This window comes from Streptomyces sp. SCSIO ZS0520 (assembly GCF_025643355.1).
Classification (GTDB): Bacteria; Actinomycetota; Actinomycetes; order Streptomycetales; family Streptomycetaceae; genus Streptomyces; species Streptomyces physcomitrii.
Genome location: NZ_CP092644.1, coordinates 7,614,708 through 7,636,876 on the forward strand (window position 1 = coordinate 7,614,708; position 22,169 = coordinate 7,636,876).

The following is a 22,169-nucleotide window of genomic DNA, read 5'->3' on the forward strand; positions in this document are numbered from 1 at the left end:
TGCCCTGCGGTCCCCGGCATCAGGTGCGGCGGGGACCGGCGGACACCACTCCACGGTGCCCCAGCCCGCCGCCGTCCGCGAGGCGGCGGCGGGCGGGCCGGGGCCGCTCCTCAGCGGGCCACGCCGAGCGAGAGCGCGAAGCGGCCCGCGGCATCCGTCCACCAGTGGGTGGTGGCGAACCCGGCGGCGGCCAGCTCCGCGCGCAGTCCCTCCTCGCGGAACTTCGCCGAGACCTCGGTCCGCAGCTCCTCCCCGGCGGCGAAGTCCACCACCAGGTCGAGGGCGGGCACCTTCACGCTGAGCGGGCGCAGCGCCCGCAGGCGCATCTCGATCCACTCCTGCTCGCGGTTCCACCGGGCCACGTGCGCGAAGTCGTCCGGGTCGAAGCCCGCGCCGAGTTCGCGGTTGACGACCAGCAGGACGTTCTTGTTGAACCGCGCGGTCACGCCCGCCGCGTCGTCGTACGCCGCGACCAGGACCGCCTCCTCCTTCACCAGGTCGGTGCCGAGCAGCAGCGCGTCGCCCGGTGCGAGCAGGGCGCGTGCCGAGGCGAGGAAGGCGGAACGTTCCGCCGGGAGCAGGTTCCCGAGGGTGCCGCCGAGGAAGGCGAGCAGCCGGGGTCCCGGGGTGTCCGGCAGGGTGAGCGCCCCGGTGAAGTCGGCGATCAGTCCGTGCACATCGAGGCCGGGATGCTCCTCGGCCAGCGCCCGCCCGGCCTGGCTCAGCGCGCTCGCGCTGACGTCGACCGGTACATAGGCGCGCAGCCCCGCCATCTCCTCCAGGAGGTGCCGGGTCTTCTCGGAGGAGCCCGAGCCCAGCTCCACCAGGGTGCGCGCCCCGGCCGCGGCGGCGATCTCCCCGGCGCGGTCCCGCAGGATCTCCGCCTCGGCGCGGGTCGGGTAGTACTCGTCCAGGCGCGTGATCTCCTCGAAGAGTTCGCTGCCCCGGGCGTCGTAGAACCACTTGGGCGGCAGGGTCTTGGGGGTACGGGTCAGTCCGTGCCGGACGTCGGCGCGCAGGGCGGCGCCGGTCGCGTCCTCGGGCAGGGTGCGGGTGAGATGGAAGGGGCTCACGCGGACGGCTCCTTGAGTGGGGTCAGCAGGACTTCGCCGCGCTCCGCGAGGAGCAGGGTCCGGTCCGGCACCTGCTGCCAGCGGGGATCCTCGTCATAGGGCTCGGAGGCGGCGACCGTGCCGCCGCCGGGGCGGGCGAGGACGTAGAGGCTGTCGCCCCAGGCGGTGGCGGCGATCCGCTCGCCGTCGGTGACCAGGAGGTTCAGCCGGGAGCCCGGCGCCGCCTCGGCCACCTCCCGTACGGTCGCGGCCATGGCCTCGCCCAGCTCCTCGCCCGCGCGCAGCCGCCCGAGCAGCAGTGCCCAGACGAGGGCGGAGTCGCAGCGCGCCTCCAGGCGGAGCAGCGCGGCCGGGGGCAGCCCGGCGCCGAGCGGCGCCAGGGAGTCCGGCCAGCCGGTGACCGCGCCGTTGTGGCTGAACAGCCAGCGGTCCGCCGCGAAGGGGGCGGCCGCGGCCTCCCCGTCGGCGCCCGCCTCGGTGGCGTCGCGGACCGCGGCGAGCAGGGCGCCGGTGCGCACCACCCGGGCCAGGTCCGTGAAGGACAGGTCGGCCCAGATCGGGACCGCGCGCCGGTAGCGGGCCGGTGCCGGGTCGCCCTCGGCGTACCAACCCACCCCGAAACCATCGGCGTTGACGGTGCCGTGCCGCTGGTGGCGGGGGGCCCAGGACTGCCGGTACAGCGCGTGCGGCGGCGCGAGCAGCAGGTCGCCGAAGGGCAACGGCGGTCCCAGATAGGCGAGGTGACGGCACATCAGGCGATCCCCTCCCCGGGGGCGGCGTCCCTGGCGGTACGGAAGCCGGAGAAGATCTGGCGCCGCACGGGATAGTCCCAGTTGCGGAAGGTGCCCCGGCAGGCCACCGCGTCCACGGCGAAGGAACCGCCGCGCAGCACCTTGTACTCGGGGCCGAAGAAGACCTCCGAGTACTCCCGGTAGGGGAAGGCCGCGAAGCCCGGGTAGGGGTCGAAGCCGCTCGACGTCCACTCCCAGACATCGCCGATCAACTGCCGTACGCCCAGCGGTGACTGGCCCTTCGGGTAGCTGCCCGCCGGTGCCGGGCGCAGATGGCGTTGGCCCAGGTTGGCGTGTTCGGCGGTCGGTTCGGCGTCGCCCCAGGGGAAGCGGGTGGAGCGGCCGGTCGCCGGGTCGTGGCGGGCCGCCTTCTCCCACTCCCGCTCGGTCGGCAGCCGCCGCCCCGCCCAGCGCGCGTAGGCATCGGCCTCGTACCAACTCACGTGCAGGACCGGCTCGTTCGGCGGTACCTCCTCGGTGACCCCGAAGCGGCGGCGCAGCCACCGGCCGCCCTCGCGGCGCCAGAACAGCGGGGCGGTGATCTGCTGCCTGCGCAGGTGCAGCAGGCCCTCGGGGTGCCACCAGCAGGGGTCCTCGTAGCCGCCGCTCTCCAGGAAGCGGAGGTAGGCGCCGTTCGTGACCGGGGCGGTGTCGAGGTAGTAGGCGCCGGTGGACACGCGGTGCGCCGGGCGTTCGTTGTCCAGCGCCCAGGGTTCGGTGGAGGTGCCCATGGTGAACTCGCCCGCGGGGACGAGGACTTCACCGGGCCGCTCCGGCTCCTCGGGCGGCGGCGCCGGGTCGGGGGCGGTCAGCGCGGCCTCGCCCTTGCGGAGCTGATGGGTGATCAGCATCGTCTCGTCGTGCTGCTGTTCGTGCTGGGCGATCATGCCGAAGGCGAAGCCCGCGTCGGTCAGGGGCGTCCCGCGGAAGGCGGAGCGCTCCAGTACGTCCAGGGCCCGGCCGCGCACCTCGGCGGCGTAGCGCCGCGCCTCGGCGGGCGGAAGCAGCGGCAGCGAGGGCCGCTCGGCGCGCGGGTGCTCGAAGGCGTCGTACAGCGGGTCGATCTCCGGGTGGATCGGGTCGTGGCCGCCGACGGCGCGCAGCAGCCACTGCTCCTCCTGGTTGCCGATATGGGCGAGGTCCCAGACCAGCGGGGACATCAACGGCGAGTGCTGGGCGGTGAGTTCGCGCTCGTCCACGCAGTCGGTCAGCAGCGAGGTCCGCTCCCGGGCCCGCAGCAGCGCGGCGAGCGCGCGCTCGCGCAGTACCTCGGGCGGCGGTGCGGCGGCCTCTGCCGCGGCGACCGGGGCGGTCGCGGTGGTCTCGTCGGTACGGTCGCGGCCGGTCATCGCGGAAGGTCCTTCCCGTGCACGGTGAAACTGTCGATCAGATCGTCGGCGGGGCAGCGGCCCGCCGAGACATAGCGCTCGGTGAACTCGCCCACCGCCCGCAGCACCCGCTCGCTCGCCCCGATCCGCGGCAGCGCCTCCAGGGCGGCCCGGAAGACGCGCAGCGCGGCCTCGTGCAGCTCCGGGTCGCGCAGGGCCTCGCGGGCGGCGGTCTCCCACAGCGCGTTGTGCGGGGCGGGGCCGTCCCCGCAGCGTTCGGCGAGCGATTTGACGGTGCGGTAGGCCGTCTCCGCGGCGGCCGCGTCGTCGAAGAGGGCCGTGGTCACCGCGAAGGGCACCACCCAGCCGTCCTCGCCCGGCTGCGCGTCGATCATGCGCAGCTCCAGGTGCCCGCGCGGGCGCACCGGTGGGAAGAGGGTGGTCAGGTGGTACTCCAGATCGGCCCGGGTCGGTCTTCGGGGCCCGGCGCCCTCGGCCCAGTCGCGGAAGGTGAGCCCCTTTGGCACCGGCCAGGGCCCGGACTCCTCGCGCAGGCACATCACGGGCGCGTCCAGGACCCGGCGCGACCAGGCCGTGCGCGGGTCCTCGTCCAGCGCGGGAGCGGCGCTGCGGCCCGGTTCGATGCCCGCCCAGAAGGACTGCCGGGTGGACCGCCAGCCGGTGAGCCGGCCCGCGAGGAGCGGGGAGTTGGCGAAGGCCGCCACCAGGACGGGGCCGAGGAAGTGGGCGAGCAGCCAGCGCCGGGAGTGGCCGAGGGGTCCCGGCTCCTCGTATCCGGCGTCGAGGCAGACCTGCACCGAGGCCGAGGCGCACATCATGCCGCGACCGGCGGGACCGGCCCGGTCGAGGTAGGCCTCCATCGCGTCGTAGCGCGGTTCGCGCAGCAGCCGCGTGGGCTCGCACCAGGGGTTGGTGCCGTGCCCGGTGAGCGCGAGGCCCCGGGGGGCGAGCGCCGTGCGCAGCAGGTTCAGATCCGCCGTGACGGCGTCCACGCAGTCCATCAGGGCGGGGGCGGGCAGGGAGGAGAGTTCCAGCTGGCCGCCGGGCTCGACGGTCAGCGGGGAGCTGAGGGGCAGGGCGCGCAGTGCGCGGCAGGTCTGTTCCAGGCGCTCGGCCGTCAGCGGCTCATGCGGCCGGGCGGGGTCGTGCAGCAGCCATTCGACCTCGACACCCACGGTGCGGGGCGGGCCGGTCTTGAAGCAGATGCCGTGGACGATGTCGTCCACGTCCGCCACGGAGACTCCCGTGTCGGAACTCGTACATTCTCCTTCGGACATCCCAGGGTTCTCCTGATCTCCGTTCGGCGCAAAGGCGGGCACGGTGGCGCCCACCCGTACAGCCAAAACCTTCTCGGCGGATCCCACAAGAGTGCCCAAGCCGGGCGAAAGCTTCCCGTCGTGGCGGCCTCGCGTGCCCGGACCCTCGCGCTCTCCCGTTTCCCGGGATCGCCCGGGGTATGCCCGGGATCGCGGCGGGGGCGGCGCCGGAGACCGGCACCGCCCCCTGGTGGTGCAGACAAGGGACATTCTCGCCGAGAGCGCGCGCGGTGTCGCGCTGGAGGGCGACCGTGCGTGCGCGGGCCCGGGCGCGGGATCGTGCGCGGGCCCGCGGAGGAGGGCAGCGTGCACGGCGGCGCACCGGTGCGCGCTCGGGCGTGTACGGGCGTGTGAGCGCCCGGGGTGCGCCGGGAGCGCGGGGGAGCGGGGGAGCGGGGGAGCGCCGTCAGGGGGCGGGCGCGGGGTGCCTCAGCGCCAGCTGTAGCGCTCGCGCAGCCGGTTCACCACCAGGGAGAAGCGGCCGCGGTCCAGGGCGCAGGCCTCGCGCCGCATGCCCTTCTCGTGCACCCGCAGCACCCGGTCGAGGTCGACCCAGGAGTCGCGGCCCGCGCTGTCCCAGGGGCCGCTGCCGATCGGCACCCACTCCCGGTCGTTCGCGTGCCGCTTGCTGGAGAGCTGGACGGCGAGCAGGGTGCTGCCCGCCTCCCGGGCCACCACCAGGACCGGCCGGTCCTTGCCGCGCCCGTCGTTCTCCTCGTAGGGCACCCAGGTCCAGACGATCTCCCCGGGGTCGGGGTCGCCGTCGTGCGCCGGCGCGTACTCGGTGCGCACCCGGCCCACCCGCGCGGGGTCCGCCTGGGTGGTGGCGGTGGGACCGGAGCGGCCGGGACCGGCGGGTGCCCCGCCGCGGGGTGGTTCGGTGTGGGCTGTCACGGCGGCAACGTTAGAGAAGGCGCGCGCCCGGCCCGTGCGCGGGGTCGCCCACTCCGGCGCGCGGACCCCGGAGGGCGCCCTCGCGCCGGGCGCGTACAACCCCGTTCCGCGCCGGGGTGCGCTCCCCACTCCTCCGGCGCCCGCCGCGCGTACGGCCACGTCAGCGGCCCCCACCGCCCAACGGCCGCCCCGTATCCGCCGGTTCGCCGCACCGCCCCGCGTGACAGGATGCACAGGTCATGAGGCATATTCCGGAGGAACCCGAGACGCAGGGCGCGCCGCCGCGCGTCCCTCGGCAGCGGTCCACGGGCGCGGTGCCGACCAGCGCCGATGTCGCCCGCCGCGCCGGAGTCTCCCGGGCCACGGTCTCCTATGTGCTGAACAACGCCACCGCGGTGCGCATCAGCGAACCCACCCGCCGCCGGGTGCGCGAGGCCGCCGAGGAGCTCGGCTACGTCCCGCACGCCGCCGCCCGCAGCCTGCGCGCCGGGCAGAGCCGGATGGTCCTGATGCCCGCGCCGACCGCCCCGGTCGGCACCCTCTACCACCGCTTCTTCCACGACCTCCAGTGGGCGCTGAGCCGCCTGGACTACACCGTGGTGCAGTACGGCAGCGCCGGTCTCACGGGCGACGAGGCCGCCCTCGCCTGGGCGGAGCTGCGGCCGGTGGCCGTGGTGGCGCCCGGCATCCACGAGCTGGGGCCCGCCGGGGTCGCCGTCCTCAAGCGCTCCGGCGCCCGCGCGGTGATCACCGTCGGACCCTGCCCGGTGGAGGGCGCGCACGCCCTGCTCACCGACCACGGCGAGGTCGGGCGCTGCGCCGCGGAGCACCTGCTCGCCCGCGGCCGCCGACGCCTCGGGGTCGTCATGCCGGAGCAGCCCGCCCTCGCCGTGTACGCGCGCGCCCGGCTTGCCGGGGTCAGGGCCGCGGCCGCCCGGGCGGGCGCCGAGGTCACCGAACTGCCCCTGGCCTACGAGGAGACGGCGGCGGCCCGGCTCGCCGCGGACTGGCCCGAGCGGGGCGTGGACGGCGTCTTCGCCTACAGCGACGAGTACGCGATGCTCCTGATGGCGGCCCTCCAGGACCGGGGTATCCGGGTGCCCGCGGACACCGCGGTGGTCGGCGTCGACGACCTCATGCTCGGCAGGCTGCTGCGCCCGCGCCTGACCACGGTGCGGATGGACCTGCCCTCGGCCCAGGAGCTGGCCGAACTGGTCGACCGCACGGTGCGCCATCCGGGGGCCTCCCCGACCGTGCGCGATCTGCTCGGCGTCACGCTGGTCGCACGCGAGTCGAGCTGAGGACCGTACGGCAGGCCAGGCACGGCGCGTACGGCGCGCACCGCACGGACGGGCGGGCGCGGCGCTGAGGGCAGGCGCGGAACGCGCGGCAGCGGGCGCACCCCGAGGGCGCGCCCGCTGCCGGTCGCTCTTCTCCGCCGGGGCTCAGGCCCCGGACTCGGCGCCGCCCGCCTGCTGGGCGGCCTCCGCCTCCGCGATCGACTTGCGTACCTCGTCCATGTCGAGATTCCGGGCCTGCCCGATCACGTCCACCAGGGCGGACTCCGGGAGGGCGCCGGGCTGCGCGAACACGGCCACCTGGTCGCGGACGATCATCAGGGTCGGGATCGACTGGATGTTGAAGGCCTGGGCCAGCTCCGGCTGGGCCTCCGTGTCGATCTTGCCGAAGACCAGGTCCGGGTTGGACTCGGCGGCCTTCTCGTAGACGGGGGCGAACTGGCGGCACGGACCGCACCAGGAGGCCCAGAAGTCGATCAGGACGAAGGCGTTGTCCGTGACCGTCTGGTCGAAGTTCTCCTTGGTGAGTTCCACTGTGCTGGTCATGGTGTCCCCTCATCGGATATCGGATGGCGGCGGATCGATTCGTACCGGCTTCCGCTGCGCACAACGGTGCCTGTTCGCCACGTATTCCGCGCGCGTACCCGTGTGGCCCCCGCGCACACCTCGGTCCAGACTGGCGTCATGACGTCAAGCGCGAACACCGGTGGGACAGGCGAGCAGAGCGGCAGGACCGGCGGGACGGACGGCGGGACCAGCGAGTACGACGTGGTGGTGCTCGGCGCCGGGCCGGTGGGCGAGAACTTCGCCGAACGCGCGCGGGCGGCGGGGCTGAGCGTGGCGGTGGTGGAGAGCGAACTCGTCGGCGGCGAGTGCTCCTACTGGGCGTGCATGCCCAGCAAGGCGCTGCTGCGGCCGGTGATCACCCAGGCCGACGCCCGCCGGGTGCCCGGGGTGCGGGGGCAGGTCGAGGGGCCGCTCGACGCCGAGGCGGTGCTCGCCCACCGGGACGCCTTCGCCTCCCAGTGGAAGGACGACGGCCAGGTCCAGTGGCTGGACGGCATCGGGGCCCGCCTCTACCGGGGGCAGGGCCGGCTCGACGGCACCCGGCGGGTCACCGTCACCGCCCCGGACGGCGCCCGGCGCACCCTGACCGCCCGGCACGCCGTCGCCGTCTGCACCGGCAGCCGGGCCGTGCTGCCCGAGCTGCCCGGCATGGACGGGGCACGGCCCTGGACCAGCCGCGAGGCGACCAGCGCCGAGTCGGTGCCGCCCCGGCTCGCGGTGGTCGGCGGCGGGGTGGTCGGCGTGGAGATGGCCACCGCCTGGCAGGCGCTCGGCTCCCGGGTGACCCTGCTCGCCCGGGACCAGGGGCTGCTGCCGCGGATGGAGCCCTTCGCGGGCGAGCTCGTCGCCGAGGCACTGCGCGGCGCCGGGGCCGAGGTGCGCCTCGGGGTCTCGGTCACCTCCGTGCACCGGGAGGGCGGCACCGTCACCCTCGGGCTCGACGACGGCGGGAGCGTCCAGGCCGAGGAGGTCCTCTTCGCGACCGGCCGCGCCCCGCGCACCGAGGACCTCGGCCTGGAGACGGTCGGCCTCGAACCGGGCGGCTGGCTCGACGTGGACGACAGCTGCCGGGTGCACGGTTTCGACTGGCTGTACGCGGTCGGCGACGTCAACCACCGGGCGCTCCTCACCCATCAGGGCAAGTACCAGGCCCGGATCGCGGGCGCCGCCCTCGCCGCCCGCGCCCAGGGCGTCCCCCTCCTGGAGAGCGACCCCTGGGGCGCCCACGCGGCGACCGCCGACCACCGGGCCGTACCGCAGGTCGTCTTCACCGACCCGGAGGTGGCCGCGGTCGGCCCCACCCTCGCCGAGGCCGAGGCGGCGGGCCATCGGGTGCGCGCGGTGGACTACGACCTGTCCGGGGTCGCCGGGGCCGCCCTCTTCGTCGACGGCTACCGCGGGAAGGCCCGGATGCTCGTCGACCTGGACCGCGAGGTGCTGCTCGGCGTCACCTTCGTCGGCCCCGGCGTCGGCGAACTCCTGCAGTCGGCCACCCTCGCGGTCGCCGGGGAGATCCCGGTCGAGCGCCTGTGGCACGCCGTGCCCGCGTATCCGACGATCAGCGAGGTGTGGCTGCGCCTCCTGGAGACGTACCGGGGCTGACGTACGGCGGCTGACGTACCGCCGCCGAGAGGCGCGGCCGCGCGGGGCGGCTCAGCGCTTGGCCGCCCGCAGCACCACGAACTTCGGTGCGCTCGCGACCAGTTGGCTGCCGCCGAACAGGCGCCGGAGCTTGGCGTGGTAGCCGAGATGGCGGTTGCCGACGACCCACAGCTCGCCGCCCGGGCGCAGCGCGCGGCGGGCGCCGGTGAACATCCGCCAGGCCGTGGTGTCGGTGGTCGCCTGGTGGCTGTGGAAGGGGGGATTGCACAGGACGAGGTCCAGGGAGCCCGGCGGGAAGTCCGCGAGCCCGTCGCCGACCCGGAACTCGGCCGCGCGGTCCGCCCCGAGGTTCTCGCGGAAGGTGGCCTCCGCCGAGGCGAGCGCCTGGTACGACTCGTCGGTGAAGTGCAGCCGGGCGCCGGGTTCGGCGAGCGCCAGCGCGGTGCCGACGACCCCGTTGCCGCAGCCGAGGTCGGCGACCTCGGCGGTGCCGAGCCCGGTCGGCAGGTGCTGGAGGAAGAAGCGGGTGCCGATGTCGAGGTGGCTGGCGCAGAAGACCCCGGCGTGGTTGGTGACCGTCCGGCCGGCGAGCACGCCGGTGTCCGGGGGCAGCGCGTAGCGGTGCGGCCAGGGGTTGGCGGGGGCCTCGTCCCGCTCGCCCCCGGGGCGCGGGGCGCAGAAGACGAGCCGCGCCTTGCGCTCGGCCAGGGAGGTCGTCGTCGGGCCGAGGATCTGCTCGAAGAGCCGCAGGGTGGAGGTGTGGATCTCCTTCACCATGCCCGTGGCGAGGACGGTGGTCCCCTCGTGCACCGACGGGGCGAGCCGGTGCAGCTGGTCCTCCAGGAAGGCCAGCGACTTCGGCACCCGGACCAGGAGCAGGTCGATCCGGTCGGGCGGCGCCTCCCGGGAGGTGAGCAGGGTGGCGGTGTCCGGGGCGTGGCCCGCCGCGGCGAGGTTGGCCCGGGTCGCCTCCCGTGCCAGATAGGAGTCGGTGATCAGCACCGGCCCGCGGTCCGCGAGCGCGGTGGTCAGCGCACCCCAGCGGTCGCCGACCACGACCGGCCGGGCCGCCTTCGGCCCCTGCTCGGCGAGGTGCCGCAGCAGATAGGCGTCGGCGGCGTCCCAGGCGCGGAACCGCTCCCGCGGATCGTCGGGAAAACGGTGGAGTGTCAGCTCGCCCCAGGGCGTCGGGAAAGGGTCGTTCATCGTGCGACCAGGCTAGCCGAGCGGCGAGGGGGGAGCGGCGGCCGTCCGCCCCCGCTCCCCCCGCCGCCACCTCAGCGGGCCGCGCTCACCCGGGGAACTCGCCCCCGAGCGCCGCCGCCAGGCGCAGATGCGGGACCGCCTCCTCGTCGCGGCCCTGGCGCTGGAGCGTGCGGCCCAGCATCAGCCGGGCGTACTGCTCCACCGGATCGCCCTCCACCAGTACGCGCAGTTCCCGTTCGGCACGGGAGAGCTGGGCGGAGTGGTAGTAGGCGCGGGCGAGCAGGAGCCGGGTGTCCTGGCGGCCGGGCTCCTCCGCGACGAGGTCCACGAGGACGCGCGCGGCCGGGGCGAACTCCTTGGCGTCGAAGTACATCCGCGCCCGCGACCAGCGCTCCGCCGATGTCCCGTGGGTGTAGTAGGTGCTGTCGTCCTGCCGCTGCACGTTCACAGGTACCTCCTTCGGCCGCTGTCAACGCGGGCGGTGGCACCGGCATTCCCGGCCGGGTGCCGGGCGCCACCGCACGGGCGGTCCGGCTACTTCTCCGGGAAGAAGGCGAGCACCGCCGTCCCCTTGGCGAGGGACTTCACCCGGAAGCCGAGGCCGTTGAGGCCCCCGGTGCCGCCCGCGCCCACCTGGGTCTGCATGAACGTGCCGCCGCGGCCGGTGCCCTCGACGATCACCGAGGAGGAGGTGACCCGCGCGATGGAGAAGTCCGCGATCTCGAAGCGCCCGTCGAGGGCGATCTCGGTGGGCTCGGAGACGGCGATCTCGCACCGCCCGTCGTAGCAGGCGCCGACATCGGTGCCGTCCGCGGCGGAGGTGCCGGTGGGCGAGGGCTTCGCCGTGGGAGAGGCGGACGGGGAGGGCTTCCGGGCGGGCGTCTTCGACGGCGTGGCCCGCTTCTCGGCGGTGGACGGCGCCGACCCCCGTGCGGCGCCGTCCGCCTCGTCCTCCCCTCCGCAGCCCGCGAGGGCCAGCACCAACCCCAGTGACACCGAGGCCACCGCCGCTCCCGTGCTCCGGTACCCGTACGCGCCCATCGCCCACTCCTCGCTCTCGTCCTGCCGTGCCCGCCGCGCGGCAGGCGGCCGGTGGTGCCATGCGGCAGTCAACCGGCTGTTTGCACAAGGCTGTTGTACGGGGCGGGCTCGGGAGGGGTCCCGGGGGAGGGGGTTCCGCCTGCCACCGGTCCGCTGCCGTCGCACATGCCGGGACCGGTCCCGGGCCGGGCCCGCACAATGTGGCACCGCGCGCACGCGTCTCGTGACAGGGGGAGATCAGGATGGACGAGCGGACGCACCCCGTACCGCCCGAGCCGACGCCGGAGGGCCCGTCGGCACAGCCACCGAAGCCGCCGCAGGCTCCGGTGCCACCACCGGCGCAGGCCCCGACGGTCCGGGGTCCCCGACCGTCAACTCCCCTGGACCGGCTGCTGATCGCCCTGGGCAACGCCTCCCTACTGGGCCTCGGCTATCTGCTGCTCGCGCGGCGCAGGCTCGCGCTCGGCGCGGCGGCCGGCTCCCTCGTCCTCGTCTGCCTGACGGCCTCGGTCGCCCGGCCGTGGTGCGAGGCCCTGCTGCTCGGGTGGTGGGCGGCGGGGCTCGCGCACGGGTGGTGGCTCGCGGGCCGCGCCACCGGCCGGATGCCGGGTAGAGGTCCCCAACTGGCCGCGCTCGGCCTCTCGTTGGTGGTGCTGCTCGGCGCGGGACTGCTGCGCTACGACGCCCACCGGATCGACCGGAGCGCGAACCAGGCACGGGAACGCGGGGACTGCGCCGGGGTGTTGGCGGCCGAGGAGCGGGTGTGGTCCGGCCACCGCCTGGCGGACGCCCCGTCGACCGCCCGCGGTGACGAACTCGCCGACGCCTGCGAGGAGTTGGGCAGGGCCAGGACCAGCCTGGCCAAGGGGCTCACCGGCGACACGGACGCCCTGGACGCGGGCTTCCGGCGCCTCGCCTCGGTGCTCGGGGAGCCGGGCCAGGACCGTACGGTCGAGACGGTCCTCGACGGCTTCCTCGACGGGCTGCCCACCGAGGAGCCCTGCCGTACCGTCACCGTCACCGACTGGCTCCGGGAACGCAAGCAGGCCCGCGGGCCGCTGGACCGGTCCGCGGGCACGGCCGCGCGCACCGCCCCCGCGGCGCTCCTCGGCTGCGGCAACGCGCTGATGGCCGACGACCACTGGAAGACCGCGCGCGAGCGCTACGAGCAGCTGCTCAGCCAGTACCCCGGGGACCAGCGCACCGGCGAGGCCCGCGAGCGGTCCAGGAAGGCCACGCTCGCCATCGAACTGGCCCACGTCAGAAGCCTCTTGGAGGGCTACTCCACCGACGTCCAGCCCACGTACTGCACCAGGCCCGCGAAGTACAGCGGCGCCCCCGCCTACCGCAAGGGGGCCAATCGCGCGCTCTTCTACGGCAACGACGAGTACACCGGCAGGATCGCCGCGAAGTGGCGGGTCGAGGACCCCACCAAGGCCGCCCTCGTGGTCTGCGTGGACGAGGAGGCCGAGGGGACACCGGTCCGGACCTGCCCGTACGAGAGCAAGCTCGCGCTCAGCGGCTCCACGGACGTCACCTTCCACAAGATCGCGGTTCCGGCGAAGGTGTACGAGCTGCGCACCGGGAAGCTGGTGGCCGAGCGGAAGCTGCAGATCAGCGGCGAGAGCTGCCCCCAGGTCCTCAAGTACGAGACCTTCCTGCCCCGTCCGACCGATATCGGCCCGCCCGCGGATGTGAACGTCAAGGCCTCCAAGGCGCAGGTGCGCTCGGCCATGATGACGCTGATCACCCGATGAGCAGGCGCTGAGAGACCTCCCGCGGGGCGGTGGGGGAGTGCTCAGGGCGCAGGTTCTCGCTACCTCCTCCACCGCCGGTTGCACCTGGGTCTGGGGCGGCGGCCCGGGCTCCCGGGTCGGCGCGCGGTCTGCCCCGGCGGCGGCCGCGACGCAGGCGGCCAGGGCGCGAATCCCCGCAGAGTCGGCATGGCCTGTGGATACCTCCGTACCCTCTGCTGCCCCTGGTCCGCAGCCGCCCGTATGCCCCGGTCTCTTTGACGGGCCGGTCCTCCCGGGCGCCGTCCTGGAGCCATCGACCCGTCGGGGAACTGCGCCGTCTCCGTCCCCGCGGCGCCCGTTCGGGCCGCTGCCCGGGCGGGTCCGCACGGGTCTGCTCACCAGGACGGTCCGTGCCGACGGCACTACGCTGGAGGTGTTATGCGCACCTGGTTGCCGCTGGACGCCGTGCCCCGGCTCGCCGGTTCGGTGGTGCTCGGCGCGGTCGTCGGCCTCGTCGTCGGACTCCTTGCCGAGCCCTCGCTCGGCGTGCTGGCCGGTGCGGCCGCGACGGAACTGGTCTTCGTCGTGGCGGGCTGGGCGGTGCTCTGGCCGATGGACGCCGAGGCCACCCGCCACAACGCCCACCGGGAGGACTTCCGCCCGCTCGTCGAGGAACTCACCGTGGTTGCGGCCGCGCTCTGCGGTCTGGTCGGCATCGTGCTGCTGCTCCTGCGGGACAAGGCCGACGACAGCCACGCCGCGGCCGCGGTGGCGCTGGGCGGGGTCTTCATGGCCTGGGCCGCGATGCACCTGATGTACGCCACCCGCTACGCCTACGTGTACTGCCGCGACGGGGGCGGGATCGACTTCAACTCCCAGCAGCCGCCCGCCTACCGGGACTTCTTCTACTTCAGCTACAACCTCGGGATGACCTACCAGGTCTCCGACACCGATGTCTCCAGCCCGGTCGTCCGCGCCATAGCGCTCCGGCACTGCCTGCTCTCGTACGTCTTCGGCACCAGCATTCTCGCCACCGCCATCAACCTGGTGGTGGGCATCGTCAGCGGCTGACCCCGCGAGCGCGGCGCCTCACACCGGGCCGGGCCGTCTTCCCGCTTCCCGCGCGGTCCGCCACGGGACGCAGCAGGATGGAGGGAGGGTGCTCGCCGAGCACCCGCGGACGCAGGACGGGGCCGAGCGCTCCGGGAAGGGTGATCCCGTGGTGGAGTCGCAGGCCGTGGTGGTGCCCCCGGCCGGGGCCGCGATCTTCCTGGTGGCCACGGTCACCCCGGGACACGAGGACACGGTCCGCGGCCTCCTGGAGGATGTCTCGGGCCTGCGCCGCTCGGTCGCCTACCGCGCGCCCGAGGATCTGCTCACCTGCGTGATCGGCATCGGCTCGGCGGTCTGGGACCGGCTCTTCACCGGGCCCCGCCCGCGCGGGCTGCACCCCTTCGTGGAGCTGACCGGCGAACGCCACCGCGCCCCGTCCACCCCCGGCGATCTCCTCTTCCATCTGCGGGCCCGCCGGACGGACCTCTGCTTCGAGCTGGCCCGGCTGCTCACGGAGCGCCTGCGCGGCGCGGTCACCGTCGTCGACGAGGTGCACGCCTTCCGCTACTTCGACGAGCGCGACCTGCTCGGCTTCGTGGACGGCAGCGAGAACCCGCAGGGCCGGCTCGCCCACGAGGCGGTGTTCATCGGCGAGGAGGACCCGGACTTCCGCGGCGGCAGCTATGTGACCGTGCAGAAGTACCTGCACGACCTGCCCGCCTGGCAGACCCTGCCCGACGACGAGCAGGCGAGGGTCATCGGCCGGACCAAGGCCGCCAACGTCGAACTCCCCGACGAGGCCAAGCCCGCCGACTCCCATGTGGCGCTCAACACGATCACCGGCGAGGACGGCGAGGAACGCAAGATCGTCCGCGAGAACATGCCCTTCGGCACGGTCGGCGAGGGCGAGTTCGGCACGTACTTCATCGGCTACGCGCGCACCCCGGACGTGACCGAGCAGATGCTGCGGAACATGTTCCTCGGCGAGGGCCGGGCCCCGCACGACCGCATCCTCGACTTCTCGACCGCGATCACCGGCTGCCTCTTCCACGTACCGACCGCGGACTTCCTCGACGACCTCCCGGCCGCGCCCGGCAGCCCCGGAGGAGACCGATCATGACCACGCCCGAGAGCACCGGCAATCCGCACCGCGAGCCCGCCCCGATCACCCAGGCCCCGCGTACCTAGGGCCCTTCCTTCGGGTCGGGCCGGATCAGGGAGCCCGCCATGGCACCTCTCTCGCACGGAACCCCCGCGAGCCGCGTCCAGCCCGAGCTGGCCGTCAACCCCCTGCACGGCGCGGCGAATCCGGCCGCCGCGATGACCGAGTCCCCGCCCGAGAACCGCCTGCCCGAGGCGCCCCTCGCGCCCGCCACCGCGTACCAGCTGGTGCACGACGAACTCATGCTGGACGGCAACGCGCGGCTGAACCTGGCCACCTTCGTCACCACCTGGATGGAGCCGGAGGCCGGGCTGGTGATGGCCGACTGCCGGGACAAGAACATGATCGACAAGGACGAGTACCCGCGCACCGCCGAACTGGAGCGCCGCTGCGTGGCCATGCTCGCCGACCTGTGGCACGCCCCCGACCCCTCGGCCGCGGTGGGCTGCTCGACCACCGGCTCCAGCGAGGCCTGCATGCTGGCCGGGATGGCGCTCAAGCGGCGCTGGGCGCTGCGCAACGCCGACCGCTACCCGGGCGCCCGGCCCAATCTGGTGATGGGCGTCAACGTCCAGGTGTGCTGGGACAAGTTCTGCGCCTACTGGGAGGTGGAGGCCCGCCAGGTCCCCATGGAGGGCGAGCGGTTCCACCTCGACCCCCGGGCCGCCGCCGAGCTGTGCGACGAGAACACCATCGGTGTCGTCGGCATCCTCGGCTCCACCTTCGACGGCTCCTACGAGCCGATCGCCGAGCTGTGCACCGCCCTGGACGAACTCCAGGAACGCACCGGCCTCGACATCCCCGTGCACGTCGACGGCGCCTCCGGCGCGATGATCGCGCCCTTCCTCGACCAGGAGCTGCTGTGGGACTTCCGGCTGCCGCGGGTCGCCTCCGTCAACACCTCCGGTCACAAATACGGACTCGTCTACCCGGGAGTCGGCTGGGCCCTGTGGCGGGACGCCGAGGCGCTGCCCGAGGAGCTGGTCTTCCGCGTCAACTACCTCGGCGGCGACATGCCGACCTTCGCCCTCAACTTCTCCCGCCCCGGCGCCCAGGTCGCCGCGCAGTACTACATGTTCCTCAGGCTCGGCCGCGAGGGCTACCGCGCCGTCCAGCAGGCCACCCGGGACGTCGCCCGCGGGCTCGCCGGGCGGATCGGCGCCCTCGGCGACTTCCGCCTGCTCACCCGGGGCGAGGAGCTGCCGGTCTTCGCCTTCACCACCGCGCCGGACATCCGCGCCTACGACGTCTTCGACGTGTCCCGGCGGCTGCGCGAGGCGGGCTGGCTGGTGCCCGCCTACACCTTCCCCGCGCACCGGGAGGACCTCGCGGTCTGCCGGGTGGTGTGCCGCAACGGCTTCACCTCCGACCTCGCGGCGCTGCTCCTCGACGACCTCGACCGGGTGCTGCCCGAGCTGCGCGAGCAGCCCCGGCCCCTGGTCCGCGACCGGGGCGCGGAGACCCCCTTCCACCACTGCGAGGAGGCCGTACCGCCTCCGCTTGCGGAGCCGTCCGCCCCGCGTTTCGGTTGAAGGACCCCTCGCCGCACCAGGAGCTGCCATGTCGATGTCTTCCTTCGGTCTCGGCTCGTCCGATCCCTTCAGCGACCTGCTGAACCGGTTCTTCGGCACCTCGCCGGCCTCCTCGCCGCCCGCCGTGCAGCGGGTGCCCATCGGACGGCTGCTCACCGAGTCCTCGCACGAGCTGCTCAACCTCGCCGCCCGGCGGGCCCTGGAGGACGGCACCTCCGACCTGGACACCGAGCACCTGCTGTGGGCGGCCACCAAGGTCGACCCGGCCCGCGCCCTCCTCGCCCAGGCGGGCGCCGACCCGGACACCCTCGCCGCGCGGATCGCCGAGGTGCTGCCCCGCGAGTCCGGCGAGCCCTCCGCGCAGCCCGACCTCACCCCGGCGGCCAAGCGCGTCCTCGCCGCCGCCTACGCCCGTTCCCAGGCGGCCGGGGTCTCCTACATCGGCCCCGAGCACATCCTCGGCGCCCTCCTCGACGACACCGACACCGGCGCCGCCCGGCTGCTCGGCGCGGAGGGCCAGGACGTACGCAAGCTGGCCGGTCTCACCGAGCAGGCCGCGCGCGCCGACTCAGCACCCGGCGAGGCCAAGCAACCCGCCACCACCCTGGACGAGTTCGGCCGGGACCTGACCGAGGAGGCGAAGGCCGGGAAGCTCGACCCGGTGGTCGGGCGGGCCGAGGAGATCGAGCAGACCGTCGAGGTCCTCTCCCGGCGCTCCAAGAACAACCCGGTGCTGATCGGCGAGCCCGGGGTCGGCAAGACCGCGATCGTGGAGGGGCTCGCCCAGCGCATCGTGGCGGGCGAGGTCCCCGACACCCTCAAGGACAAGCGGGTGGTCGCGCTCGACCTGTCCGGGATGGTGGCGGGTGCCCAGTACCGGGGGCAGTTCGAGGAGCGGCTGAAGAAGGTCATCGAGGAGGTGCAGAACGCCCGCGGGGACATCGTCCTCTTCATCGACGAACTGCACACCGTGGTCGGCGCGGGCGCCACCGGCGAGGGCTCGATGGACGCGGGCAACATGCTCAAGCCCGCCCTCGCGCGCGGGGAACTGCACGTGGTGGGCGCGACCACCATCGACGAGTACCGCAGGCACATCGAGAAGGACGCCGCTCTGGAACGCCGCTTCCAGCCCGTCCTGGTCCCCGAACCCACCGTCGAGGAGACCGTGCAGATCCTGGAAGGGCTGCGCGACGCCTACGAGGCGCACCACCAGGTCCGCTTCGCCGACGGCGCCCTCGCCTCCGCCGCCGAGCTGTCCGACCGCTACATCAGCGACCGCTTCCTGCCCGACAAGGCGATCGACGTGATGGACCAGGCGGGTGCCCGGGTGCGGCTGCGCAGCGCGAGCCGCTCCACCGAGGTGGTCAGCCGCGAGGACCGCCTCGCCCGGCTGCGCCGCGAGCAGGACCAGGCCGTCGCCGCCGAGGACTTCGACCGGGCCGGGCAGCTGAAGCGGGAGATCGCCGAGGCGGAGGGCGAGCTCGCGGGCGTGGAGGAGCGCCGGGCGGGTGTCGTCTCCGTCACCGCCGAGGACATCGCGGACGTGGTCTCCCGCCGCACCGGCATCCCGGTCTCCCAGCTCACCGCCGGCGAGAAGGAGAAGCTGCTGCGCCTGGAGGAGGAGATGCACTCCCGGATCGTCGGCCAGGACGAGGCGGTCACCGCCGTCTCGCAGGCCGTACGCCGCAATAGGGCGGGCATGGGCGACCCGGACCGCCCGGTGGGCTCCTTCCTCTTCCTCGGCCCGACCGGCGTCGGCAAGACCGAACTGGCCAAGACGCTCGCGGAGTTGCTGTTCGGCGACGAGGACCGCATGATCCGCTTCGACATGAGCGAGTTCCAGGAGAAGCACACCGTCGCCCGGCTCGTCGGCGCCCCTCCCGGATACGTCGGCTACGAGGAGGCCGGCCAGCTCACCGAGAAGGTCCGCAGGCAGCCGTACAGCGTGGTCCTCTTCGACGAGGTGGAGAAGGCGCACCCGGACGTCTTCAACGCGCTGCTCCAGCTCCTCGACGACGGCCGCCTCACCGACGCCCAGGGCCGTACCGTCGACTTCCGGCACTGCGTGGTGATCATGACCTCGAACATCGGGGCGCAGCGCATCATCGCGCACGAAGGGGATGTGTCCGAGATCAAGGACGAGCTGATGGAGGACCTGCGGGGCCGCTTCCTGCCCGAGTTCCTCAACCGCATCGACGACATCATCCTCTTCCACAGCCTCACCGAGGAGGACCTCGGCGAGATCGTCGACCACCTCCTCGACCAGAGCGAGCACCGGGTGCACGCCCAGGGCATCGAGCTGGACGTCACCGAGGCCGCCAAGAAGCTGTTGATCGCCCACGGCCACCAGCCGGCGTTCGGCGCCCGCCCGCTGCGGCGCACCATCCAGACCGAACTCGACAACCGGCTCGCCTCCCTCCTGCTCGGCGGCGAGGCGGAGCCCGGCGACACCATCGTCGCCGACGTACGGGACAACTCGCTGCACTGCACGGTGAGCAGCAACGGCGCGCACCCGCACGGGCAGGACGCGGCCCCGAAGGAGGAGAAGCCGGCGCGGGCGAAGCCGGTGGCCGAGAAGGACCCGAAGGCCCCGAAGGCCGGGAAGGAAGCCCCCGGAACGGACCCGGACGCGAAGTCCTGAGGCAGAAGTCCTGAGGCAGCGGGCGCCCCGGCCGAGCGGCGCGGGGCGTACCGGAGGAGGACGGACCCATGGCACACCACCACAAGCCCAACCAAGCCGTCGAGGGAGACCCGGAGTACGGCCACGGCAGGGGGATGCCGCGCCGCCCCGACCAGGAGGAGCTGGACCAGCGCACCGCACGCGAGCGCGCCGAGGCGGGCCTGCCCACCGGGGCCGCACCGGACCCGGACGCCGAGTACCGGGCGGTGCGCGAGCAGGTCGAGCGCGCGGTGGGCGCCGGTGAGATGCCCTCCGGCGAGGCCACCCGCAGGACCCGCGCGCCCTTCCCGCCCACCCGCTACCGGGGCTGAGACCGGGCCGCCGCGACCCGCCGGGCGGTCACCGGGCCGCCTGGCGGGGGGCCGCCCACCGGCCTAGGCTCGTGCGGGCCAGGACCCGTCAGGCCCGTGCGGCGAAGGAGTGTGCGCTGTGAACGCCCCCCACGAACCCCGGAAACAGGCACCCGCGCAGCCGGAGGCCCCCGTCGGCCCGGAGCCCGCGGGCGAGCCGCACTTCCACCCGTACCACCACCCGGCGGCGGGCTGGGGCGCGGCCAAGAGCGTGAGCCGGTTCCTGCTCCAGGAGCGGGCGTTCGTGGACGGGCCGCGGGCGATCATGCGGATGAACCACGAGAACAAGGGCTTCGACTGCCCCGGTTGCGCCTGGCCCGACGACACCAAGGGCCTGCACCTGGACATCTGCGAGAACGGTATCAAGCACGTCACCTGGGAGATGACCCCCAAACGCGTCGGCCGGGAGTTCTTCGCCGCGCACTCGGTCACCGAGCTCTCCGGCTGGAGCGACTTCGCCCTGGAGGACCAGGGCCGCCTCACCGAGCCGATGGTCTACGACCCGGAGTCCGACCACTACGTACCGATCGGCTGGCAGGAGGCCTTCGCCCTGGTTGGCGGCGCCCTGCGCGCCCTCGACGACCCGAACCAGGCCTCCTTCTACACCTCGGGCCGGCTCGGCAACGAGGCCACCTTCCTCTACCAGTTGATGGCCCGTGAGCTGGGCACCAACAACCTGCCCGACTGCTCCAACATGTGCCACGAGGCGAGCGGCCGCGCCCTGCAGGCCGCCCTCGGCACCGGCAAGGGGACCGTCGACCTCCAGGACTGGGAGGCCACCGACGCCCTGTTCATCATGGGCGTCAACGCGGCCTCCAACGCGCCGAGGATGCTCACCGCCCTCTCCGAGGCCTACCGCCGCGGCGCGCAGGTCGTGCACATCAACCCGCTGGTCGAGGCCGCCGCGACGAAGACCATCGTGCCGCACGACTTCACGGACATGGCCCTCTTCAAGTCCACCCCGACCAGCACGCTCAACCTCCAGCCCCGCATCGGCGGCGACATGGCCCTGCTGCGCGGCATGTCCAAGGCGGTCCTGGAGCAGGCGAAGACGGACCCCAAGAGCGTGGACCAGGAGTTCGTCGAGCGGCACACCGCCTACTTCGAGGAGTACCGCAAGGTCTGCGAGTCGACCTCCTGGGAGGAGATCGAGCACCAGTCGGGCGTCAGCCGCGCCGACATCCTCAAGGCGGCCCGGGTGTACGGGGACGCCGACCGCAGCATCGTCAGCTGGTGCCTCGGCGTCAGCCAGCACGAACACGGCGTCGACACCGTCCGGGAGATCGTCAACCTCCTTCTGCTGCGCGGCAATCTGGGCCGCGAGGGCGCGGGCCCCTCCCCGGTGCGCGGGCACAGCAACGTCCAGGGCAACCGCACCTGCGGCATCGACCACCGGCCCACCGAGGAGTTCCTGGACCGCCTGGCCAAGGCCTGCCACATCGACCCGCCGCGCGCGCACGGACTGGACACCGTGGGCACCATCCAGGCCATGCACCGCGGCGAGGTGAAGATCTTCGTCGGCATGGGCGGCAACTTCGCGCTCGCCGCGCCCGACACCCCCTACACCTACGAGGCCCTGCGCTCCTGCGAGTTGACCGTGCAGGTGAGCACCAAGCTGAACCGCAGCCACCTGGTGCACGGCCGCCGTGCGCTGATCCTGCCCTGCCTCGGCCGCACCGAGAAGGACCGCCAGCGCGGCGGCGTCCAGAGCACCTCGGTCGAGGACTCGATGAGCATGGTCCACCTCTCGCTCGGCATGAAGCGGCCCGCCTCACCGCACCTGCTCTCCGAGCCCGCCATCATCGCGGGCATGGCCCGCGCCGCCCTCCCGGACAGCGAGACCCCCTGGGAGTGGTACATCGAGGACTACGACCGCATCCGCGACACCATGGCGCAGGCCCTCGACGGCTTCGAGGACTGCAACCGGCGGGTGCGCCTGCCGCTCGGCTTCCGCATCAAGCAGCCCGCCCGCGAACTGGTCTTCCTCACGCCCTCCGGACGCGCCGAGTTCTCCACCGCCCCGCTGCCCGACGTGGTCCCCGCCCCGGGCACCCTGGCGCTCGGCACCATGCGCTCGCACGACCAGTGGAACACCACCATCTACTCCGACAACGACCGCTACCGGGGCATCAAGAACCTGCGCACCCTCGTCTTCATGAACAAGGACGACATGCGCGAGCGCGGCCTCGCCGAGTTCGAACCGGTCGACATCACCAGCACCGCCAAGGACGGCAGCCACCGCCATCTCGACGGCTTCCTCGCCGTCCCGTACGACATCCCGCGCGGCTGCGCCGCCGGATACATGCCGGAGATGAACGTGCTCTGCGCCATCGTCGACTACAGCACGCAGAGCGACCAGCCGCTGATGAAGCACGTCAAGGTCACCATCACGCGGTCCGGTCGAGCGGTCGCGTAGGGCACTCGGGCGAGGCGGCCGGGCGGCCCCGCGCGCAGGGTGTACGCGGATGATCGTTGCGCGTACGGTGCGAGGCGTCCTGCCGTGGTCCACACGAAAGAGA

At 73.8% G+C, this 22,169-nt stretch carries 18 protein-coding genes; 9 read left to right on the forward strand and 9 right to left on the reverse strand.

Annotated elements, in window-relative coordinates:
• Positions 1–110: 110 nt before the first annotated feature.
• The 5 genes from egtD to MID12_RS31275 all read right to left on the reverse strand — a co-directional run bounded on the left by egtD (position 111) and on the right by MID12_RS31275 (position 5,423).
• Positions 111–1,073, reverse strand: a complete 963-nt coding sequence (egtD, locus tag MID12_RS31255) for an L-histidine N(alpha)-methyltransferase (RefSeq protein ID WP_040255603.1) — start codon at positions 1,071–1,073, stop codon at positions 111–113.
• Positions 1,070–1,825, reverse strand: coding sequence for an ergothioneine biosynthesis protein EgtC (gene egtC / locus MID12_RS31260; protein ID WP_040255605.1), 756 nt, complete (start codon positions 1,823–1,825; stop codon positions 1,070–1,072). The genes egtD and egtC overlap by 4 nt, the downstream gene beginning before the upstream one ends.
• A complete protein-coding gene (gene egtB / locus MID12_RS31265) occupies positions 1,825–3,213 on the reverse strand; it encodes an ergothioneine biosynthesis protein EgtB (protein ID WP_263172519.1) in 1,389 nt (462 codons plus the stop codon). The genes egtC and egtB overlap by 1 nt, the downstream gene beginning before the upstream one ends.
• Positions 3,210–4,490: an ergothioneine biosynthesis glutamate--cysteine ligase EgtA gene (egtA, locus tag MID12_RS31270; RefSeq protein WP_040255609.1), complete on the reverse strand. Its 1,281-nt coding sequence runs from the start codon at positions 4,488–4,490 to the stop codon at positions 3,210–3,212. Before egtA ends, egtB begins: the two co-directional genes overlap by 4 nt.
• Positions 4,491–4,958: 468 nt before the next feature.
• The gene (locus MID12_RS31275) at positions 4,959–5,423 is read right to left on the reverse strand and encodes a type II toxin-antitoxin system PemK/MazF family toxin (protein WP_263172522.1); all 465 of its coding nucleotides are present in this window, start codon (positions 5,421–5,423) and stop codon (positions 4,959–4,961) included.
• Positions 5,424–5,662: 239 nt separating this feature from the next.
• Here MID12_RS31275 and MID12_RS31280 point away from each other — a divergent pair, with 239 nt between their 5' ends.
• The gene (locus tag MID12_RS31280; RefSeq protein WP_263172524.1) at positions 5,663–6,724 is read left to right on the forward strand and encodes a LacI family DNA-binding transcriptional regulator; all 1,062 of its coding nucleotides are present in this window, start codon (positions 5,663–5,665) and stop codon (positions 6,722–6,724) included.
• 144 nt (positions 6,725–6,868) lie between these two features.
• Here the strand turns inward: MID12_RS31280 and trxA are convergent, their stop codons facing one another.
• Complete coding sequence (gene trxA, locus MID12_RS31285; RefSeq protein ID WP_040255613.1) at positions 6,869–7,267, reverse strand: thioredoxin; 399 nt, start codon at positions 7,265–7,267, stop codon at positions 6,869–6,871.
• Positions 7,268–7,405: 138 nt separating this feature from the next.
• On the opposite strand from trxA, the gene MID12_RS31290 reads away from it, so the two are divergent.
• Entirely contained in the window at positions 7,406–8,890 is a 1,485-nt protein-coding gene (locus MID12_RS31290; RefSeq protein ID WP_078845532.1) for a dihydrolipoyl dehydrogenase family protein, read from the forward strand.
• A gap of 51 nt (positions 8,891–8,941) precedes the next feature.
• Here MID12_RS31290 and MID12_RS31295 read toward each other — a convergent pair whose 3' ends face one another.
• The 3 genes from MID12_RS31295 to MID12_RS31305 all read right to left on the reverse strand — a co-directional run bounded on the left by MID12_RS31295 (position 8,942) and on the right by MID12_RS31305 (position 11,137).
• Positions 8,942–10,096 carry a methyltransferase gene (locus tag MID12_RS31295; protein WP_263172527.1) on the reverse strand — a complete coding sequence of 385 codons (1,155 nt, stop codon included), beginning with the start codon at positions 10,094–10,096 and terminating at the stop codon, positions 8,942–8,944.
• Between the two features lie 85 nt (positions 10,097–10,181).
• A complete protein-coding gene (locus tag MID12_RS31300; protein ID WP_263173569.1) occupies positions 10,182–10,469 on the reverse strand; it encodes a tetratricopeptide repeat protein in 288 nt (95 codons plus the stop codon).
• Between the two features lie 161 nt (positions 10,470–10,630).
• Entirely contained in the window at positions 10,631–11,137 is a 507-nt protein-coding gene (locus tag MID12_RS31305) for a hypothetical protein (protein WP_263172528.1), read from the reverse strand.
• A gap of 242 nt (positions 11,138–11,379) precedes the next feature.
• Between MID12_RS31305 and MID12_RS31310 the strand changes: the two genes are divergently transcribed.
• The 7 genes from MID12_RS31310 to MID12_RS31340 all read left to right on the forward strand — a co-directional run bounded on the left by MID12_RS31310 (position 11,380) and on the right by MID12_RS31340 (position 22,066).
• Complete coding sequence (locus MID12_RS31310; RefSeq protein ID WP_263172529.1) at positions 11,380–12,894, forward strand: hypothetical protein; 1,515 nt, start codon at positions 11,380–11,382, stop codon at positions 12,892–12,894.
• Positions 12,895–13,311: 417 nt separating this feature from the next.
• Positions 13,312–13,944 (forward strand): DUF1345 domain-containing protein, encoded by a 633-nt coding sequence (locus MID12_RS31315; protein ID WP_263172531.1) that lies wholly within the window; start codon positions 13,312–13,314, stop codon positions 13,942–13,944.
• A gap of 148 nt (positions 13,945–14,092) precedes the next feature.
• Positions 14,093–15,046, forward strand: coding sequence for a Dyp-type peroxidase (locus MID12_RS31320; protein WP_263173573.1), 954 nt, complete (start codon positions 14,093–14,095; stop codon positions 15,044–15,046).
• 107 nt (positions 15,047–15,153) lie between these two features.
• Complete coding sequence (locus MID12_RS31325) at positions 15,154–16,620, forward strand: glutamate decarboxylase (RefSeq protein WP_263172533.1); 1,467 nt, start codon at positions 15,154–15,156, stop codon at positions 16,618–16,620.
• Between the two features lie 28 nt (positions 16,621–16,648).
• Positions 16,649–19,261: an ATP-dependent Clp protease ATP-binding subunit gene (locus tag MID12_RS31330; RefSeq protein ID WP_263172535.1), complete on the forward strand. Its 2,613-nt coding sequence runs from the start codon at positions 16,649–16,651 to the stop codon at positions 19,259–19,261.
• Positions 19,262–19,329: 68 nt separating this feature from the next.
• Entirely contained in the window at positions 19,330–19,611 is a 282-nt protein-coding gene (locus MID12_RS31335; RefSeq protein ID WP_040255621.1) for a hypothetical protein, read from the forward strand.
• A gap of 118 nt (positions 19,612–19,729) precedes the next feature.
• On the forward strand, positions 19,730–22,066 hold the full coding sequence (locus tag MID12_RS31340; RefSeq protein WP_263172537.1) for an FdhF/YdeP family oxidoreductase: 2,337 nt from the start codon (positions 19,730–19,732) through the stop codon (positions 22,064–22,066).
• The last annotated feature ends 103 nt before the right edge of the window (positions 22,067–22,169 follow it).

Coding starts and splice junctions, on each gene's coding strand:
- egtC (WP_040255605.1), bottom strand. CDS start 1,825: ATGTGCCGTCACCTCGCCTATCTGGGACCGCCGTTGCCCTTCGGCGAC.
- egtB (WP_263172519.1), bottom strand. CDS start 3,213: ATGACCGGCCGCGACCGTACCGACGAGACCACCGCGACCGCCCCGGTC.
- egtA (WP_040255609.1), bottom strand. CDS start 4,490: ATGTCCGAAGGAGAATGTACGAGTTCCGACACGGGAGTCTCCGTGGCG.
- MID12_RS31280 (WP_263172524.1), top strand. CDS start 5,663: ATGAGGCATATTCCGGAGGAACCCGAGACGCAGGGCGCGCCGCCGCGC.
- trxA (WP_040255613.1), bottom strand. CDS start 7,267: ATGACCAGCACAGTGGAACTCACCAAGGAGAACTTCGACCAGACGGTC.
- MID12_RS31290 (WP_078845532.1), top strand. CDS start 7,406: ATGACGTCAAGCGCGAACACCGGTGGGACAGGCGAGCAGAGCGGCAGG.
- MID12_RS31295 (WP_263172527.1), bottom strand. CDS start 10,096: ATGAACGACCCTTTCCCGACGCCCTGGGGCGAGCTGACACTCCACCGT.
- MID12_RS31300 (WP_263173569.1), bottom strand. CDS start 10,469: ATGTACTTCGACGCCAAGGAGTTCGCCCCGGCCGCGCGCGTCCTCGTG.
- MID12_RS31305 (WP_263172528.1), bottom strand. CDS start 11,137: ATGGGCGCGTACGGGTACCGGAGCACGGGAGCGGCGGTGGCCTCGGTG.
- MID12_RS31310 (WP_263172529.1), top strand. CDS start 11,380: ATGGACGAGCGGACGCACCCCGTACCGCCCGAGCCGACGCCGGAGGGC.
- MID12_RS31315 (WP_263172531.1), top strand. CDS start 13,312: ATGCGCACCTGGTTGCCGCTGGACGCCGTGCCCCGGCTCGCCGGTTCG.
- MID12_RS31325 (WP_263172533.1), top strand. CDS start 15,154: ATGGCACCTCTCTCGCACGGAACCCCCGCGAGCCGCGTCCAGCCCGAG.
- MID12_RS31330 (WP_263172535.1), top strand. CDS start 16,649: ATGTCGATGTCTTCCTTCGGTCTCGGCTCGTCCGATCCCTTCAGCGAC.
- MID12_RS31335 (WP_040255621.1), top strand. CDS start 19,330: ATGGCACACCACCACAAGCCCAACCAAGCCGTCGAGGGAGACCCGGAG.